The organism is Streptomyces sp. A18, from assembly GCF_059026065.1.
In genome coordinates this window covers 81,186-97,152 of record NZ_JBWLKL010000006.1, presented here as the reverse complement: position 1 = coordinate 97,152, position 15,967 = coordinate 81,186, and the positions used below count along the sequence as shown (strand labels likewise).

Sequence of the window (15,967 nt, the reverse complement as noted above, 5' to 3'; positions counted from 1 at the left end):
GGTTTCTTAGAGATTCCTCATACTGCGGGACACCGGACCGGAGGGTCAGCCGGCGTCCATGAAGCCCGCCTCGTACGCCGCGATCACCGCCTGCGTACGGTCCCGCGCCCCCGTCTTGGCGAGCACCGCCGCCACGTGCGTCTTCACCGTCGCGGGACCCACGCCCATCCGCCCCGCGATCTCCGCGTTCGTCAGGCCCGCCGCCATCAGCCGCAGGACCTCGCTCTCGCGCCCCGTCAGCCTGGCCACCCAGGCCGGCGGAGCGGGCTTCGCGCGCGCGTGCTCGGCGGCCAGGGCGCGCACCGCCGCGGGAAAGAGCAGCGAGTCGCTGCGTGCGACGAGCCGCACCGCCTGCACGAGCGAGTCCGCGTCGGCCCGCTTCAGGAGGAACCCGGAGGCCCCGGCGCGCAGCGCCTCGTACACGTAGGAGTCGTTCTCGAAGGTCGTCACGACCACGATGCGCGGCGGGTCGGCATGCGTCTGCAGGATCTGCTCGGTGGCCCGGATGCCGTCGATCTCCGGCATGCGTACGTCCATGAGCACCACGTCGGGCTTCAGCTCGCGCACGACGGACACCGCCTCCGCGCCGCTCGCGGCCTCGCCGACGACCTCCAGGTCGGGCTCGGCGGAGAGGATCACGCGCAGGGCGGTGCGCACCATGCGCTCGTCGTCGGCGAGCACGATGCGGATGGGGGCTGCGGCCGTCTCGGTCATGTTCGTACGGGTCCCTTCGGGTCGGTCGTCATGCGGATGCCTTCAGGGGGAGTCGTACGTGCACACGCCACACCCCGTCGGCGGGGCCCGATCGGACCGTGCCGCCGAGGAGCCTGGCCCGGTCGGCCATGCCGCGCAGGCCGTGGCCGCCGCCGGGGCGGGGCGCGGGGGTGCCGTGGGGCAGCGGGTTCTCCGCGACGATCTCCAGGTCGGGGCCGTCCAGGGCGATCCGCAGGGTGACCGGGGCGTCGGGGCCCGCGTGCCGCAGTGCGTTGCTCAGGCTCTCCTGGACGATGCGGTAGGCCTCGCGGGACACCATCGGGGGCAGGGCGTCCGCGCCCGTGGGGCCCAGCTCGACCGTCGCCTTCACCCGCAGGCCGCCCGCGCGGATGCGCTTGAGGAGGCCGTCGAGATCGGCGTCGAGCGTGGGCGCGGGAGCGGTCGGGCTCGCCTGATCGCCGCCACCCTCCCGCAACACCCCCAGGACGGCGTCGAGTTCACCCACCGTGCGCCGGGTCGTCTCCTCGATCGCGGCCAGCGCCTCGCGGACGAACTCCGGATCGCGGTCGAGGACCCTGCGGGCGGCGCTCGCCTGCAGCGTGACGGCGCTCAGGGCGTGCCCCACCGAGTCGTGCAGCTCCCGTGCGAGCCGGTTGCGCACGGCGAGGTCGGCCGCGCGCTGCTCGGCCGCCGCGAGCCGGTCGGCGGGCGATGGCCCGAGGAGTCCGGGCGCCCAGCGCGCGAGCAGGCCCCCGGCCGCCGCCGCGCACCCCGCGAGGGCGAGGAGGGAGAGGATCCCGGCGACCGGGGAGAGGGCAAGCACCCAGCCCTTGCCGAAGAGTTCGGGCATCCCGACCTTGCTGTCCCGCAACGCCGCCGTGAACGGCAGTGCGATGAGCACCGCTCCGAACGGCGCGAGCGCGAGGGACATTCCGCTGATGATCCCGCCGAACCCGAGGTGCAGCGTGAACCACGCGACGGTGCGCCCGCGCTCCTGCCGGGACCGTGCGGGTCCGTCGGCGAGCGCGTCGCCGGGCACCTCGCACAGCGCGCGCACGGCGGCCACCGACATGGGCCGGGTGAGCGGGAAGAGCGCGGTGATCGCGGCGAGCGGCAACCCCACGGCGAACATGGAGAGTTGGGCGGTGAGCGAGCCGAAGACGTTGTCCTCGCCGAGCAGCGGACCGACGATGAACGAACCCACGAAGACGTACGGCATGGCGAGCGCGCCGCCGAGGATGAGGTGGATCCAACGGCGCCGTGCCCGCCGTCCGAACAGGGGCGTCAGGGCCCGCCGGAGGGCCTGTCGGAGAGTTGCGAGGGCCTTCACGCCGGATGCCGCGCTTCGGGGGCGGCCGTGTTCGCCTCCGGGGCAGCGGCGTTCGCCTCCAGGGCGGCCGTGTTCGCCCGCTCCGTGAAGAAACGCACCCCGAGAGTGACCACAAGCGCCCCGATGATCATCTGCACAGCGTAGGTCAGGATCATCGGCGTCGTCGGCTGCTCGGCGATGTCGTCGACGCCGCCGAGCGAGGCGAACAGCAGCCAGCCGCCCCAGCAGCCGACCGCGCCCGAGCCGAGCCAGGCGAGCGCGAGCGGCACCTTGACGGGCAGCGCGGGAGCCCGCCGGAAGACGATGAGCAGCCCGCCGGCCACGGCTGCGGCGAGGTAGAGCAGATCCAGCGCCTCAAGGACGTAGAAGTCGGTCGTACGCTCCTCGATCCGGGCCTCGTTGAGGCCGACGGTGGAGCCGGTGGCCCACAGGAGGTGCAGGGCTGCGGGGGCGAGGGCCAGGAGGAGCGCGACTAGGGCGGTGGTCCGGGCGCCCTTGGACGCCCCGCGGGGCAGGTCCCGGACGTGGCCCCGCCACATGTGTCCCCAGCGGTCCCGTGCGTAGCGGACGAACAGGGTGCCGAGGGCGAGACCTTGGAGGATGAAGCCGCCGTAGACGACGCCGAAGACCCACTCGTGGAGAAAGGCGCCGTCGCTGCCGCCGTCCTCCGAGGGCTCGTTGACCGTGCCGCCGAGGGCCTTGACCAGGAGCTGGAGCGGGAAGCCGGCCATGATCGGCGTCAGCAGCCCGGTGGCGGCCCACATGGGGAACGCGAGCAGCCATGCGGGAGTCCGCAGGCCCCAGGGGCGGGTCAGGAGCAGGGCGAGGACGATGACGCTCGCGTCCATGAGCAGCGTGAGGCCGTTGGCGAAGATCATGGTGGTGCGGTGCTCGAGGAGCCTGCTGCCCTCGGGGATGCCGATGTGACTGCCCGCGATCCAGGCGAGCTTGAGGGTGAGGTACGGGAGGGCGGCGAGGATGGCGGCGGTGCGCAGGGCCTGTCTCATGCGCCCTACGCTTCCGGCGCGGGGCGCCGGGCACGTCCTGCGTGCCGACGATCCGGGTCCGCCGTGCGGGGGAGGGCCCTTCCTTTTCACCGGGTTCGTCCTCAAATGCCGGACGGGCCATTTCTAGCCCCTCCGGCGTTTGAGGAGCGAGGTCTGGGGCGGAGCCCCTGATAGGTACAGCCGGGAAGGGGTGGGATGGGGGAAAGCCCCGCAGGGCCCTCTACCCCAGCACCAACACCGCCTCGTCGATCTCCTCGCCCCGCGCATGCGCGAAGCCCCGTGCGGCGGCTGTCACCCGGAAGCCGCACTTCTCGAGCACCCGCAGGGAACCCGCGTTGTCCGCCGCCGCCCGCGCGTACAGCGGGCGCTCGGGCACCTCCGTGAGGAGAGCCCGCAACGCGGCCGTCGCCAGGCCGCGGCCCCAGTACGCGCGGTCGATCCAGTACGTGACCTCGCGCTCGCCCGGCTCCCCGTACACCGCCGCGCTGCCCACCACATCGCCGTCCGCGAGGACCGTGCGGGCGACCACGGCACCCGACTCCCGGAGCCCCTTCCAGTGGGCTTCAAAATGCGTCCAGTCCGCTGACTTCGGCGAGGTGAAGGCCGCGACGCGGTTGGCCTCCGGATCGTTCATCTGCCGGTAGAAGACCGGGAGATCGCTGTCGTGCACCGGGCGCAGACTGACATCCATGCTCATTGTGCTCACCATGCTCAAAGTCTACGAGTGGCCAGCGTCAGCCGGTCCCGCGCGTCGAACAACGCGTCCTTCACCATCTGTTCGTGCGCCGGCGTCAGCCGAGCCACCGGCACGGAGCAGCTGATCGCGTCCCGCGCGGGCGTGCGGTACGGGATCGCGACGCCGAAGCAGCGCAGCCCCAGCGTGTTCTCCTCGCGGTCCACCGCGAAGCCCTGCTCGCGCACCGTCCGCAGTTCCTCGATCAGCTTCTCGCGGTCGGTGATCGTGTGCTCGGTCAGCGCGGGCAGCGTCTCCGGCAGCATCTTGCGGACCTGCTCGTCGGTGTGGGTGGCGAGCAGCGCCTTGCCCAGCGACGTCGAGTGCGCGGGGAGGCGGCGGCCCACCCGCGTGAAGGGGCGCAGGTAGTGCTGCGACTGGCGCGTGGCGAGGTACACGACGTTCGTGCCGTCCAGGCGCGCCAGGTGGATCGTCTCCGTGGTGTCGTCCGAGAGGCGGTCGAGCGTCGGACGCGCCGCCGCCACGACCTCGTCACCGTCGATGTACGAGGTACCGACCAGCAGGGCGCGCACCCCGATGCCGTACCGCGTGCCCGTCGCGTCCGTCTCCACCCAGCCCAGCTCGACCAGCGTACGAAGGAGCATGTAGAGGCTGGACTTGGGGTACCCGACGGCTTCCTGGACGGCGGCCAAGGAGTGCATTCCGGGGCGGCCCGCGAAGTATTCGAGCAACTCCACCGTCCGCACCGCGGACTTGACCTGCGCCCCGCCAGTCTCGCCAGCCGACATCGCCCTTGACCCCTTAGTTCGACGAGAAATAGTCTCCGAAGTCTCCGCTATTCATCATCGGAGACAGCGTTCAGCATATCGAACAGCCCAGGTGGGTGGCAGCACATCTGTAAGCACATCTGTGGCATCACCTCTGGAGGAGCCCGCGGTGGCAGCAGCACCAGTCTGGAGTGTCGACCCCCGAACCGGGAAGCAGCGCGAACAGGTTGCGGTCGAAGCCACAGCCCAAGAGGTGGATCAGGCGGTGCGCGGCGCACTGGCCGCCCAGGACGCCCTCGCCGACCGCACCGTACGCGCGGCCTTCCTGCGCTCAGCGGCCGAACTGCTCGATGGCGCCAAGGATCACCTGGTGGAGGCCGCGGACGCGGAGACCGCGCTCGGTCCCGTCCGGCTGACCGGTGAACTCGCACGCACCTGCTATCAGTTGCGGGCCTTCGCGGACGTGGTCGACGAGGGCGGCTTCCTCGGCGTCGTCATCGACCACCCCGACAGCAGCGCGACCCCGCCCATCCCGGACCTGCGGCGCTACAAGATCCCGCTGGGCGTCGTGGCCGTCTACTCCGCGTCCAACTTCCCCTTCGCCTTCTCCGTGCCCGGCGGCGACACCGCGAGCGCGCTCGCCGCGGGGTGCCCCGTGGTCGTCAAGGCGCACCCGGACCACCCGGCCACCTCCGAGCTGGTGGCGGCGACGCTGCGGCGGGCCGCGGCCCTGCACGACATCCCCGAGGGTGTCCTCGGGCTCGTGCACGGCTTCGAGGCCGGTGTCGAGCTGGTCAGGCACCCGCTCGTGTCCGGCGCGGGCTTCACGGGCTCGATCCGCGGCGGCCGAGCCCTCTTCGACGCGGCGGCGGCCCGTCCCGTGCCGATCCCCTTCCACGGCGAGCTGGGCTCCCTCAACCCGGTCGTCGTGACCGAGTCGGCGGCTGTCGAGCGCGCGGAGGAGATCGGGGCGCGCCTCGCGGGTTCGATGACGCTCGGCGTCGGCCAGTTCTGCGTCAAACCGGGCCTGGTCTTCGCGCCGGCGGGCGCGGGCGGCGACCGTTTCCTCAAGTCCCTGACGGAGGCGGTCAGCGACACCGAGGCCGGGGTGCTCCTCGACCACCGGATGCGGGACAACTTCGTGGCGGGCGTGAAGGAGCGGGGCGAGCTGCCGGGCGTGGACGCGCCGGTGACGCCGGGCGCGGGCGGCGAGCACACGGTGAGCGCGGGCTTCCTGACGGTCCCGGCGGCGAAGCTCGCCGAGTCCGGGGAGCACGACCTGCTCCTGGAGGAGTGCTTCGGCCCGGTGACGGTAGTCGCCCGATACGAGAACGAGGCGGAGATCACCTCGGTGCTGACCCGCCTCCCCGGCAACCTCACGGCCACCGTGCAGCTGTCGGCCGAAGAGGCCGCGGGCGAGGGCGGCGGCGCCGCGCTGCTCGCGGAACTGACGCCGCTGGCCGGACGCGTGCTGGTCAACGGGTGGCCGACCGGGGTCGCGGTGGCGCCCGCGCAGCACCACGGCGGGCCGTACCCGGCGACGACGTCCACCTCCACCTCCGTGGGCGGTACGGCGATCGAGCGCTGGCTGCGCCCTGTCGCGTACCAGAACACGCCTGCCGCGCTGCTCCCGCCGGAGCTGCGGGACGACAATCCGCTGGGGCTGCCGCGTCGCTACGACGGGCGCCTGGAACACTGACGCCCATGGACGTCAACATCCCCGAACTGCCCTTCTCCCTGCGCTCGTACGGCCCCGACGGAAACTGGTCGTACGAGGACGGGGTGCTGACCGGGTGGGCGGGCTCCCGGCAGGACCGCTTCGTGCCGCCGACGGGCGAGGCCCTGGACCCCGCATCGGACGCGCCACGTCTCCTCGGTGCGCCCGAGGGGGACTTCCAGCTGATCGCGCGGGTGACGGTCGGTTTCGCGGCGGCGTTCGACGCGGGCGTGCTCTATCTGCACGTGGGCGACCGGGAGTGGGCGAAGCTCTGCCTGGAGCGGTCGCCGGACGAGGCGACGGTCTGCACGGTCGTCACCCGCGGCCGCTCCGACGACGCGAACGCGTTCGTGGTGGACGGCAGCACGGTCTGGCTCCGCATCAGCCGCACGGGAGGAGCGTTCGCGTTCCACGCGTCGCTGGACGGCGAACGGTGGACGTTCGTCCGGATCTTCTCCCTGGGCGAGGAGAAGACGGCGGGTGCGGCCCTGGTCGGTTTCATGGCGCAGTCGCCGGTGGGGGAGGGGTGCGTGGTGACGTACGACGGGATCGAGTTCCGCCCGAACTGGCCCCGGGGCCTGAGGGACGGTTCTTGAGCACCCCGGGGGCCGCGGATTTCAGCCTGCCCGGAAGGAACGGGCCGCGCTGTTTCGCTCCGGAGTGAACGCGTCCGTCGCTCCCGCACCCTCACTGCCCGGACCGGAGTTCCACCGGTGGATCGTGCGGGACACGCCCTTCGGCTTCGGATGGCCGGGCGTCGTCGCGATCTCGAAGTGGGACTCCTTGGGCGTCTTGAAGTCACCGCCCCAGGCCACCACGCCGTCCAGCTCGGCGAGGACGTCCCTCGAGATACCCGGAAGAGGTCAACGCCCCTTTCGCAGCCCCAGCGTTGCCACCGCCGAAGCCGCCAGAAACCCCGCGGCGATCAACAGGCTGATGCGCATCCCGGCGACGAAGTCCCCCGCCACCAGGCCCCCGAAGGCCGCGATCCCCAGGCCCCCGGCCACCTGCCGGGCCGAGTTGAGGACCCCCGCGGCGAGCCCTGCACGCTCCGCGGGCACTGCCTCCATCATCGCCGCGGTGAGCGGCGGAATCGTCAGTGCGCATCCCAGCGCCAGCGGCACCATCAGGAAGGCCAGGACCAGCGCGGGTGTCCCCGCGTCGGCGAAGAGCAGTGCCAGCAGGCCGAGTACGGCCAGCGACTGGCCCGCCAGCATCGGGAGCCGCGGGCCCACCCTCGCCGCCAGCTTCCCCGCCACGACGTTCGTGACCGCGATGAGCCCCGTCATCGGCAGGAACATCAGCCCGGCCCACAGTGCCGAACGCCCCTGCACCTCCTGGAAGAAGAGGCTGAAGACGAAGACGAGACCGTAGAAGGCGACGCTGCACGCGGCCCCTGCGGCGACCGTGATCGCGACCGTCCGGTCGCGGAAGAGCGTCAGTGGCACCACCGGGTGCGGCTGTCGCGCCTCCGTCCGCAGGAACACAAGTGCCGCCGCCACCGCGATCACCAGGGCGATCAGGCCTGTCGTGCCGCCCTCGATGACCGCGAAGGTCACGGCCGTCAGGGTCAGGACCGCGAGCAGTTGCCCCGGCACGTCCAGCGGCGTGGGCCGACGCTCCGAGCGCGGCGCCCGCAGCAGGAGTACGAGCGCCACCGCGCCCAGGGGGACGTTGATGAAGAAGATGCCGCTCCAGTCCCACGCCGTGGTCAGCGCGCCGCCGGCCACCGGGCCAAGCGCCACCGCAACCGAACCGCCCGCCGCCCACATCGCCACCGCACGCGCCCGCCGCGCCGCGTCCTCGTAGGCCTGGCGCACGAGGGAGAGCGAGGCGGGCAGGACCACCGCGGCCGCCACCCCCTGCACCACCCGCGCGCCGATCAGCGCGGGCAGGGACGGCGCGAGGCCGCAGGCCACCGAGGCGGCCGTGAACACCGTGATGCCGATCGCGTACGCACGGGTCGCGCCGATCCGGTCGGAGAGCGCGCCGGTGGAGAGCATCAGGGCGGCGAAGGCGAGGGTGTAGGCGTCGACGACCCACTGGAGCCCGGACATGCCGCCGCCCAGGGAGTCGCCGATCGCGGGCAGCGCCACGTTCACCACGGAGGCGTCCAGCGTGATCAGGGCGAAGCCGAGCATGGCGGCGGTGAGGGTGAGGCCGGGGGAGGTGCGGCCCTTGCGGGGTGCCCCAGCGGGGGCTGGTTCCGTCAAGTGCCCCGCCGCGCGGGAGCCTTGAGAGAGGTGGAGATCGAGGTCGTTCGTTGCCATGTCCATGAGTCTGCTGACGGCGGCACGGATACAGTAGTGGCCTGAATGCCATACCTCCGGAGGTTCTGGCCATGCCCCGCCCGAAGTCCGCCCACGGGTCACGCCGGCCCCACCGCGTCGCCGTCATCGCGCCCTCACCTGTGTCGATGTTCAATCTCGCGATTCCCGAGATGCTCTTCGAGAAGGTCGAGGTCGCGGGCGGGCCCGGATACGAGGTGGTCGTCTGCACCCCGGAGCCCGGCACCATCGCCACCACCGGCGGGCTCAGCCTCCAGGTGGAGCACGGGCTCGACGCCGTACGCGATGCCGACACGCTCCTCGTCGCGGGCACCGGACACCGCTACGAACCGGACCCGCGGACCGTCGCCGCCGTCCGCGAGGCCGCCGACGCGGGGCGGCGCATCGCCTCCATCTGCAGCGGTGCCTTCGTGCTCGCCGAGGCGGGGCTGCTCGACGGGCGCAGTGCCACCACGTACTGGCAGCTCGCCGAGGAGCTGCGCAGTCGCTATCCGGCGCTCGACCTCAAGGGCGACGTCCTGTACGTGGAGGACGGGCAGGTCATGACGTCCTCCGGGTATGCCGCCGGGATCGACCTGTGCCTGCACATCATCCGCACCGACTACGGTGCGGCCGTCGCCAACCAGGTCGCCAGGGCCGCACTCGTCGCCCCCGTGCGCCCCGGCGGCCAGACCCAGTTCACGCAGACCCCGCTGCCGCCCGAGCGCGGCGACGCCTGCGCCGACACCCGCGGCTGGGCCATGCGCCACCTCGACGAGCCGCTCACGCTCACCGACCTCGCCCGGCGGGCGGGCGTGAGCGTGCGCACCCTCACCCGGCGCTTCCACGCGGAGAGCGGCGTGAGCCCGCTGCAGTGGCTGCTTCACCAGCGCATCGAGCGGGCGAAGGAGCTCCTGGAGACGACGTCGCTCGCCATGGACCAGGTGGCGCAGGCCTGCGGGCTCGGCACCGCCGACTCGCTCCGCGGCCACCTGGTGCGCCGCACCGGGCTCACGCCGAGCGCCTACCGCGCCCAGTTCAGCCGCCTCGGAACTCAAGAGTCCCGGAACACGTCTATCGCAGCGTGATCCCATCAGCACCCCCCACGACGACGCGGACCGTGATGCCGACCGTCATACGCACCGCCCTCCCCGCCGACGCCCCGGCCCTCGCGGCCCTGCACGCCCGCGCCCGCGCCACGTACTACCCCGAGGGGACGCCGGACGAAGGCGTCGACGGGGCAGCGATGTGGCGAGGAGCCGTCGAGCGCCGTGACGGGCATGTGCTGTGCGCGGTCCGTGCGGGCCGGATCGTGGGCGTCGCGTCCTTCCGCACGCCCGAGGGCGCGGCGGCGGACACCGTCGTGCTCTTCCAGTTCCACGTCGACCCCGACCGCTGGCGCGCGGGCGTGGGCACGGACCTGCACGCCGCGTGCGTGGAGGAGTGGCGTGCCGACGGCGTCCGGACGGCCACCCTGGACGTCCACCGGGAGAACCGGCGCGCCCAGGCCTTCTACGTCCGCCACGGCTGGCAGGCGGCGGATGAGGGCGAGGGTGCGGACACGCACCTGCGGATGCGGCTGTCCCTGCCGGCGGTCGGGGAATGAGCGGGCGGAGTCGTACGTTCTTCAACTGACCGGAGGGATCCTCCGCACTACCGTTCGACCTGAAGAGAGCTAGTCACATGCGCGTCGAGATCTGGTCCGATATCGCCTGTCCCTGGTGCTATGTCGGCAAGGCCCGCTTCGAGAAGGCACTCGCCGCCTTCCCGCACCGCGACGACGTCGAGGTGGTGCACCGCTCCTTCGAGCTCGACCCCTCGCGCGCCAAGGGCGACAGCGGGCCCGTGATCCCGATGCTCGCCAAGAAGTACGGCATGAGAGAGGAGCAGGCCAAGGAGGCCGAGCGGAACCTCGGCGTGAACGCCTCCTCCGAAGGCCTCGACTACCTCACCGAGGGCCGCGACCACGGCAGCACCTTCGACATGCACCGCCTCCTCCACCTCGCCAAGGAGCGGGGCAGGCAGGACGCGCTGATCGGGCTCCTCTACCGGGCCAACTTCGCCGAGGAGCGCTCCGTCTTCGACGACGACGAGCGGCTCGTGGAGCTGGCGGTCGCGGCAGGTCTCGACGCGGACGAGGCCCGCGCGGTGCTCGCCGACCCGTCCCGCTACGCCGACGACGTACGCACCGACGAGCGCGAGGCCGCCGAACTCGGCGCGAACGGCGTGCCGTTCTTCGTCCTCGACCGCAAGTACGGCGTCTCCGGCGCCCAGCCCGCCGACGTCTTCGCGCAGGCACTCGAGCAGGCGTGGGGCAACCGCTCGCCGCTCACCACCCTCGCGGACGGTGACGCCTGCGGACCCGACGGCTGCGAGGTCCCGCAGACCGGAGGCAGGGACGCGTAAGCACTGCTAAGAGGACGACTCCACGCATCGGCGATGGACGTGGGCGCGGTCGGGCGCGAGAGTTGGCCCCATGGGGATCAACAACGGCGCCGAGTTCGCGCCCACGTCGACGTATCTGAACACCGCGAGCTGCGGCCTGCTGCCCGCACGCGCCGTCGCGGCCATCCAGGACCTCGCGGCCGAGAACGGCGCGGGCAGACGCGGCGGCTCGGGCGACTTCGGAATCGTGCAGGCCGCCCGTGAGTCCTTCGCGCGGCTCGTCGGCGTGGAGCACGCGCGCGTGGCGGGCGGCGGCTCGGTCGCCGTCCACTCCGGGCTGATCGCGGCGGCGCAGCGGCCCGGCTCCGAAGTCCTCTTCCCCGAGGGGGACTTCAGCTCGATCATCAACCCCTTCGTGGTGCGTGGCGACCTCAAGATCCGGTACGCACCCCTCGAAGAGCTCGCCGAGGCGGTCCGCCCCACCACCGCCCTGGTCGTGTACTCCGCCGTGCAGTCGGCCGACGGCCGCATCGCCGACGACGCGGCGGTACGCGCGGCGGCCGCCGCCCACGGTGCCCGCATCCTCAACGACGCGACACAGGCGGCGGGCTGGCTGCCCTTCGACGCGAGCCTGTACGACTACACCGTCACCGGCGCCTTCAAGTGGCTGCTCTGTCCGCGTGGTACGTCGTTCCTGACGGTGAGCGAGGAGGCGCAGGAGTCCCTCGTCCCGCTGCACGGTGGCTGGCTCGCGTCGGCGGACACCTGGAACTCCACGTACGGCCCGCTGTCGGAACTGGCCCCCGACGCCCGCCGTTTCGACGAGCCCCCCGCGTTCCTCGCGTACCACGGGGCGGCTCAGGCACTGGCGTACCTGGAGGAGACCGGCATCGAAGCGGTGCACGCGCACGACATGGCGCTCGCGGACCGCTACCGCGCGGGTCTCGCGGCCCTGGACCACACTCCGGTGCCGGGCACCTCACCCATCGTCTCCGTCCCCGGACTCGCTGACAGGGAGCCCGAGTTGAGCCGGGCCGGGATCATCACGTCCGCGCGGGCGGGGCACCTGCGAGCCTCGTTCCATCTGTACAACACGGAGGCGGACGTGGACCGAATCCTCGACGTGCTCTCCGGCTGAACCCTGGCGCGCCGGGCGCCGGGGCGCCAGGAAGGCAGGACGGGGGCCCGCCCTTCGCCCCGAAGAGGCCCGTACAACGCGCCTGACACAACGACGTCCTACGGCGGCACGGAGAAGGGCTACACGGACTACCCCGCCCTGTAAGCGGACTACCCCGCCGTGTAAGCAGAGACAAGTTCGACCCGGCACCCCCAGGTGCCGGGCCAACTCTCCTACGAGACTGCTTACTTCACCGGAGTGAAGTCCCGAGCCCCAATGTAATCCGGCCGCCGGACCGGCGCCGCGAACGGCTCCACCGCGGTGTTCTCCACGCTGTTGAACACGATGAAGACGTTGCTTCGCGGGAACGGCGTGATGTTGTCCCCCGAACCGTGCATGGCATTGCAGTCGAACCAGGTCGCGGAACCCGCCTCACCGGTGAAGAGCCGGATGCCGTAGTCCGAGGCGAGGCTGGTCAGCGTCTCGTTCGAGGGAATGCCCGCGTCCTGCATCTGCAGGGACCGCTTGTAGTTGTCCTTCGGCGTCGCGCCTTCACAGCCGAGGAACGTCTTGTGCGACCCCGGCATGATCATGAGGCCGCCGTTGGTGTCGTGATTCTTGGTGAGCGCGATCGATACCGAGACGGTCCGCATGTTCGCGAGGCCGTCCTCGGCGTGCCAGGTCTCGAAGTCCGAGTGCCAGTAGAACCCCGTGGCGCCGAACCCGGGCTTGACGTTGATCCGGGACTGGTGGATGTAGACGTCGGACCCCAGGATCTGCCGGGCCCGACCCACCACTCGCGGGTCGGCTGCGAGCTTCGCGAACAGCTCGCTGATTTTGTGCACCTCAAAGATGGTGCGGATCTCCTGGGAGCGCGGCTCCACGATGGAGCGGTCGTCCGCCCGCATCGTGGGGTCGTCGATCAACCGCTCGAGCTCGGCGTGGTAGATGCTCACCTCGTCGGGCGTGATGAGCTGGTCGATCGCCAGGAATCCGTCCCGTTCGAACCCCGCCAGTTCATCGGCCACGATGGGCCCCGGCGTACCCGGCTCGGACCACACGACGGGGTCCTTGCGCTCGATGAGGACCTCTTCGGTGCCTCGCGTCGGGTACAGGTCGGCGGTGCGTTCGGGTGCGGTGGTCATGGTGTTGCCTGCCTCTCCTCTCGTACGGCCCTTTCCGGGATGTACACCCCCGCCGCCCAGAGGAAGAGGGCGGCGGGGGAGATTCGGGGGGTGCCTGCAGCCCTCAGGCTGCCGACTCCGGCTCCGGCTCCGTGAGCAGCGGGTACACGCCGTTCTCGTCGTGGTCCTCACGACCCGTGACGGGCGGGTTGAAGACACAGATGCAGTGGAAGTCCTCCTTGATCCGCATCGTGTGCTTCTCGTGCCCGTCCAACAGGTACATGGTTCCCGGCGTGATCGTGTACTTCTTGCCGGTCGTGTCGTCGGTCAGCTCGGCCTCGCCCTTGGTGCACACGACGGCCTCGATGTGGTTCGCGTACCACATGGACGTCTCCGTACCCGCGTACAGGATGGTCTCGTGGACCGAGAAGCCCACCCGCTCCTTGGCGAGGACGATGCGCTTGCTCTCCCAGGTGCCCGACGCGGACTTGACGTGCCGGTCGGTGCCTTCAATGTCCTTGAACGAACGGACGATCACGGTGAGTTGGTTCCTTTTCTCTTACGACGGTGAAGACTCGGCCCGAGAGCCGCCGGGCGGGTGCGGTGCACCCGCCCGGCGGTGTCCCGCACCGATCAGGCGGTCTCGCGAACCGCACGCGCGAGCGTGCGCAGTCCTTCGTCCAGCTCGTCGGCGCTGATCGTCAGCGCCGGAAGGAGCTTGACGACCTCGCTCTCGGGGCCGGAGGTCTCGATGAGCAGGCCCAGCTCGAAGGCCCGCTTGGCGATGGCTCCGGCGCGCGACTTGTCCAGGAACTCCATGCCCCAGACCAGGCCGCGGCCGCGGTACTCCTTGATGGCGCCGGGGTTCTCGTCGACGATCGCCTTGAACGCCTCCTCGACCTGCTCGCCGCGGGCGCGCGTCTGCTTCTCCATGGCCGGGCCGTCGGACCAGTAGGTCTCCAGGGCGGCGGCGGCCGTGACGAACGCCGGGTTGTTCCCGCGGAAGGTGCCGTTGTGCTCGCCCGGCTCCCAGACGTCGAGCTCGGGCTTGAACAGCGTCAGCGCCATCGGCATCCCGTAGCCGCTGATGGACTTGGACACCGTCACGATGTCCGGCGTGATGCCCGCCTCCTCGAACGAGAAGAACGCGCCGGTACGGCCGCAGCCCATCTGGATGTCGTCGACGATCAGGAGCATGTCCCAGCGCTCGCACACGTCGGCGAGCTTGCGGAGCCACTCGGCGCGGGCGACGTTGATGCCGCCCTCGCCCTGGACCGTCTCGACGATCACGGCGGCGGGCTGGTTGAGGCCGGAGCCCTGGTCCTCCAGGAGGCGCTCGAACCAGACGAAGTCGGGGGTCTTGCCCTCGAGGTAGCGGTCGAAGGGCATCGGCGTGCCGTGCACCAGCGGGATGCCCGCGCCGGCGCGCTTGAAGGCGTTGCCGGTCACCGCGAGGGAGCCGAGCGACATGCCGTGGAAGGCGTTCGTGAACGACACGATCGACTCGCGGCCCTTGACCTTGCGGGCCAGCTTCAGCGCGGACTCGACGGCGTTGGTGCCCGTCGGGCCCGGGAACATGACCTTGTACGGCAGGTCACGCGGGCGCAGGATGATGTTCTGGAAGGACTCCAGGAACGCGCGCTTGGCGGTCGTCGACATGTCGAGACCGTGGACGACGCTGTCGCGCTCCAGGTAGTCGATCAGGGCGCGTTTGAGGACCGGGTTGTTGTGGCCGTAGTTGAGCGATCCGGCCCCGGCGAAGAAGTCGAGGTACGAGTGGCCGTCCTCGTCGAACATGCGGCTGCCCTGCGCACGGTCGAAGACAGTGGGCCAACCGCGGCAGTAGCTGCGCACCTCCGACTCCAGGGTCTCGAAGACGCTCAGGTCGGGCTGGGTGATGGTCACAGCAGATCTCCTGGGAGATGGAAAGTCTTGGGAGTGGGGGGTGACGGGTGGTGCGTGGGGGGAAGAGCGGAACTCAGCCGACTGGTTCGATCAGGAACAGGACCTCGGGCTCGTGCCCCTCCTCGGGGAAGAGCCCCGCATCGAAGAGCACGGTGCGCTCGACGGACGCTCCGTGGCGCTGTGCGTAGGAGGTGAAGAGCCGCTCGGAGGGCTTGTTGTCCGGCGTGATGGTCGTCTCGACCGAGACCAGCTCACGGTCGGCGGCGACCTTGGAGGTCAGCCCGTCGAGCAGCGCACCGGCAAGGCCGCGGCCTCGGTGCGCCTGGTCGACGGCCACCTGCCAGACCACCAGGGTGCGCGGCCGCTCGGGCCGGATGTAGCCGGTGATGAACCCCGCGGGCTCACCGTTCGCGTCCCGGGCCACCACGGAGGTCGCCGCGAAGTCGCGGCACCACAGCAGGTAGCTGTACGAGGAGTTGAGGTCCAACACCTTCGAGTCGCGGGCGATCCGCCAGATCGCGGCGCCGTCGGCGACGTCGGGGGTGTCGATGCGCAACCCCTCGGGCATTTCCAGGTAATTCGCTTGCAGGTCGGTCGGTAGATCGGCTTGTGCAGCGGTCATGCGGATTGAATTTACCGAGCAATTTCTTTAATTGCATCGCCGGGAGGGGTTACTTCGGAGCGCCTGATGTGTTATCACGCGGGGGTGCGCGCCCGCAGGAATCCCCGGCGCTATGGCCTATTTTGAGCGGGTCATAGGGGGCATACCGCTCGCGATGTGGAGTACGTCACAGAACCGTAACTCCCTCGAAGCATGTCCGTATTGTGAGACTTCGCCCTGTCGAAATCTTAGTGTTTAGCTCTCTGGAAAGCGGGCAGAAGAATACGGGAAGCTGTGCTCATAAAGTGGATAAAGAAGCGGTGAGAATGCGTCCGTGAA

At 70.8% G+C, this 15,967-nt stretch carries 17 protein-coding genes; 6 read left to right on the top strand and 11 right to left on the bottom strand.

Going from position 1 to position 15,967, the window contains the following annotated elements; genetic code table 11:
* Window positions 1-45 precede the first annotated feature (45 nt).
* The 5 genes from AC5P1C_RS12390 to AC5P1C_RS12370 form a co-directional block, all read right to left on the bottom strand.
* Window positions 46-714: a response regulator transcription factor gene (locus AC5P1C_RS12390; protein ID WP_493865815.1), complete on the bottom strand. Its 669-nt coding sequence runs from the start codon at window positions 712-714 to the stop codon at window positions 46-48.
* 28 nt (window positions 715-742) lie between these two features.
* A complete protein-coding gene (locus AC5P1C_RS12385; protein ID WP_493865814.1) occupies window positions 743-2,044 on the bottom strand; it encodes a sensor histidine kinase in 1,302 nt (433 codons plus the stop codon).
* The gene (locus AC5P1C_RS12380; RefSeq protein ID WP_493865813.1) at window positions 2,041-3,051 is read right to left on the bottom strand and encodes a hypothetical protein; all 1,011 of its coding nucleotides are present in this window, start codon (window positions 3,049-3,051) and stop codon (window positions 2,041-2,043) included. Before AC5P1C_RS12380 ends, AC5P1C_RS12385 begins: the two co-directional genes overlap by 4 nt.
* 220 nt (window positions 3,052-3,271) lie before the next feature.
* The gene (locus tag AC5P1C_RS12375; protein WP_493866050.1) at window positions 3,272-3,742 is read right to left on the bottom strand and encodes a GNAT family N-acetyltransferase; all 471 of its coding nucleotides are present in this window, start codon (window positions 3,740-3,742) and stop codon (window positions 3,272-3,274) included.
* A gap of 20 nt (window positions 3,743-3,762) precedes the next feature.
* Complete coding sequence (locus AC5P1C_RS12370; RefSeq protein WP_160504308.1) at window positions 3,763-4,533, bottom strand: IclR family transcriptional regulator; 771 nt, start codon at window positions 4,531-4,533, stop codon at window positions 3,763-3,765.
* Window positions 4,534-4,681: 148 nt separating this feature from the next.
* On the opposite strand from AC5P1C_RS12370, the gene AC5P1C_RS12365 reads away from it, so the two are divergent.
* Both AC5P1C_RS12365 and AC5P1C_RS12360 read left to right on the top strand, forming a co-directional pair.
* Window positions 4,682-6,211, top strand: a complete 1,530-nt coding sequence (locus AC5P1C_RS12365) for an aldehyde dehydrogenase (NADP(+)) (protein WP_493865812.1) — start codon at window positions 4,682-4,684, stop codon at window positions 6,209-6,211.
* A 5-nt stretch (window positions 6,212-6,216) separates the two neighbouring features.
* Window positions 6,217-6,825: a DUF1349 domain-containing protein gene (locus AC5P1C_RS12360; RefSeq protein WP_493865811.1), complete on the top strand. Its 609-nt coding sequence runs from the start codon at window positions 6,217-6,219 to the stop codon at window positions 6,823-6,825.
* A gap of 21 nt (window positions 6,826-6,846) precedes the next feature.
* On the opposite strand, the gene AC5P1C_RS12355 is transcribed toward AC5P1C_RS12360, so the two are convergent.
* Together AC5P1C_RS12355 and AC5P1C_RS12350 are read right to left on the bottom strand one after the other, a co-directional pair.
* Window positions 6,847-7,047 (bottom strand): hypothetical protein, encoded by a 201-nt coding sequence (locus AC5P1C_RS12355; protein WP_493865810.1) that lies wholly within the window; start codon window positions 7,045-7,047, stop codon window positions 6,847-6,849.
* Window positions 7,048-7,092: 45 nt separating this feature from the next.
* Window positions 7,093-8,499 (bottom strand): MFS transporter, encoded by a 1,407-nt coding sequence (locus AC5P1C_RS12350; RefSeq protein ID WP_493865809.1) that lies wholly within the window; start codon window positions 8,497-8,499, stop codon window positions 7,093-7,095.
* Between the two features lie 71 nt (window positions 8,500-8,570).
* Between AC5P1C_RS12350 and AC5P1C_RS12345 the strand changes: the two genes are divergently transcribed.
* The 4 genes from AC5P1C_RS12345 (at window position 8,571) to AC5P1C_RS12330 (ending at window position 12,019) form a co-directional block, all read left to right on the top strand.
* The gene (locus AC5P1C_RS12345) at window positions 8,571-9,584 is read left to right on the top strand and encodes a GlxA family transcriptional regulator (RefSeq protein ID WP_493865808.1); all 1,014 of its coding nucleotides are present in this window, start codon (window positions 8,571-8,573) and stop codon (window positions 9,582-9,584) included.
* A 35-nt stretch (window positions 9,585-9,619) separates the two neighbouring features.
* Window positions 9,620-10,102, top strand: coding sequence for a GNAT family N-acetyltransferase (locus tag AC5P1C_RS12340; protein WP_493865807.1), 483 nt, complete (start codon window positions 9,620-9,622; stop codon window positions 10,100-10,102).
* Window positions 10,103-10,179: 77 nt separating this feature from the next.
* On the top strand, window positions 10,180-10,902 hold the full coding sequence (locus AC5P1C_RS12335) for a DsbA family oxidoreductase (RefSeq protein WP_493865806.1): 723 nt from the start codon (window positions 10,180-10,182) through the stop codon (window positions 10,900-10,902).
* A gap of 70 nt (window positions 10,903-10,972) precedes the next feature.
* Window positions 10,973-12,019 carry an aminotransferase class V-fold PLP-dependent enzyme gene (locus AC5P1C_RS12330; RefSeq protein WP_493865805.1) on the top strand — a complete coding sequence of 349 codons (1,047 nt, stop codon included), beginning with the start codon at window positions 10,973-10,975 and terminating at the stop codon, window positions 12,017-12,019.
* Window positions 12,020-12,243: 224 nt separating this feature from the next.
* Here the strand turns inward: AC5P1C_RS12330 and thpD are convergent, their stop codons facing one another.
* The 4 genes from thpD to ectA all read right to left on the bottom strand — a co-directional run bounded on the left by thpD (window position 12,244) and on the right by ectA (window position 15,649).
* On the bottom strand, window positions 12,244-13,143 hold the full coding sequence (gene thpD, locus AC5P1C_RS12325; protein WP_493865804.1) for an ectoine hydroxylase: 900 nt from the start codon (window positions 13,141-13,143) through the stop codon (window positions 12,244-12,246).
* A 103-nt stretch (window positions 13,144-13,246) separates the two neighbouring features.
* On the bottom strand, window positions 13,247-13,660 hold the full coding sequence (locus AC5P1C_RS12320) for an ectoine synthase (protein ID WP_493865803.1): 414 nt from the start codon (window positions 13,658-13,660) through the stop codon (window positions 13,247-13,249).
* A gap of 95 nt (window positions 13,661-13,755) precedes the next feature.
* Complete coding sequence (ectB, locus tag AC5P1C_RS12315; protein WP_493865802.1) at window positions 13,756-15,027, bottom strand: diaminobutyrate--2-oxoglutarate transaminase; 1,272 nt, start codon at window positions 15,025-15,027, stop codon at window positions 13,756-13,758.
* Between the two features lie 73 nt (window positions 15,028-15,100).
* Window positions 15,101-15,649: a diaminobutyrate acetyltransferase gene (ectA, locus tag AC5P1C_RS12310; RefSeq protein ID WP_493865801.1), complete on the bottom strand. Its 549-nt coding sequence runs from the start codon at window positions 15,647-15,649 to the stop codon at window positions 15,101-15,103.
* Between the last annotated feature and the right edge of the window lie 318 nt (window positions 15,650-15,967).

What these genes read in the sequence shown, in the direction of transcription:
- AC5P1C_RS12350 (WP_493865809.1), bottom strand. Translation starts at nt 8,499, where the DNA reads ATGGCAACGAACGACCTCGATCTCCACCTCTCTCAAGGCTCCCGCGCG.
- AC5P1C_RS12375 (WP_493866050.1), bottom strand. Translation starts at nt 3,742, where the DNA reads ATGGATGTCAGTCTGCGCCCGGTGCACGACAGCGATCTCCCGGTCTTC.
- AC5P1C_RS12340 (WP_493865807.1), top strand. Translation starts at nt 9,620, where the DNA reads ATGCCGACCGTCATACGCACCGCCCTCCCCGCCGACGCCCCGGCCCTC.
- AC5P1C_RS12380 (WP_493865813.1), bottom strand. Translation starts at nt 3,051, where the DNA reads ATGAGACAGGCCCTGCGCACCGCCGCCATCCTCGCCGCCCTCCCGTAC.
- AC5P1C_RS12345 (WP_493865808.1), top strand. Translation starts at nt 8,571, where the DNA reads ATGCCCCGCCCGAAGTCCGCCCACGGGTCACGCCGGCCCCACCGCGTC.
- AC5P1C_RS12390 (WP_493865815.1), bottom strand. Translation starts at nt 714, where the DNA reads ATGACCGAGACGGCCGCAGCCCCCATCCGCATCGTGCTCGCCGACGAC.
- ectA (WP_493865801.1), bottom strand. Translation starts at nt 15,649, where the DNA reads ATGACCGCTGCACAAGCCGATCTACCGACCGACCTGCAAGCGAATTAC.
- AC5P1C_RS12370 (WP_160504308.1), bottom strand. Translation starts at nt 4,533, where the DNA reads ATGTCGGCTGGCGAGACTGGCGGGGCGCAGGTCAAGTCCGCGGTGCGG.
- AC5P1C_RS12330 (WP_493865805.1), top strand. Translation starts at nt 10,973, where the DNA reads ATGGGGATCAACAACGGCGCCGAGTTCGCGCCCACGTCGACGTATCTG.
- AC5P1C_RS12360 (WP_493865811.1), top strand. Translation starts at nt 6,217, where the DNA reads ATGGACGTCAACATCCCCGAACTGCCCTTCTCCCTGCGCTCGTACGGC.
- AC5P1C_RS12335 (WP_493865806.1), top strand. Translation starts at nt 10,180, where the DNA reads ATGCGCGTCGAGATCTGGTCCGATATCGCCTGTCCCTGGTGCTATGTC.
- thpD (WP_493865804.1), bottom strand. Translation starts at nt 13,143, where the DNA reads ATGACCACCGCACCCGAACGCACCGCCGACCTGTACCCGACGCGAGGC.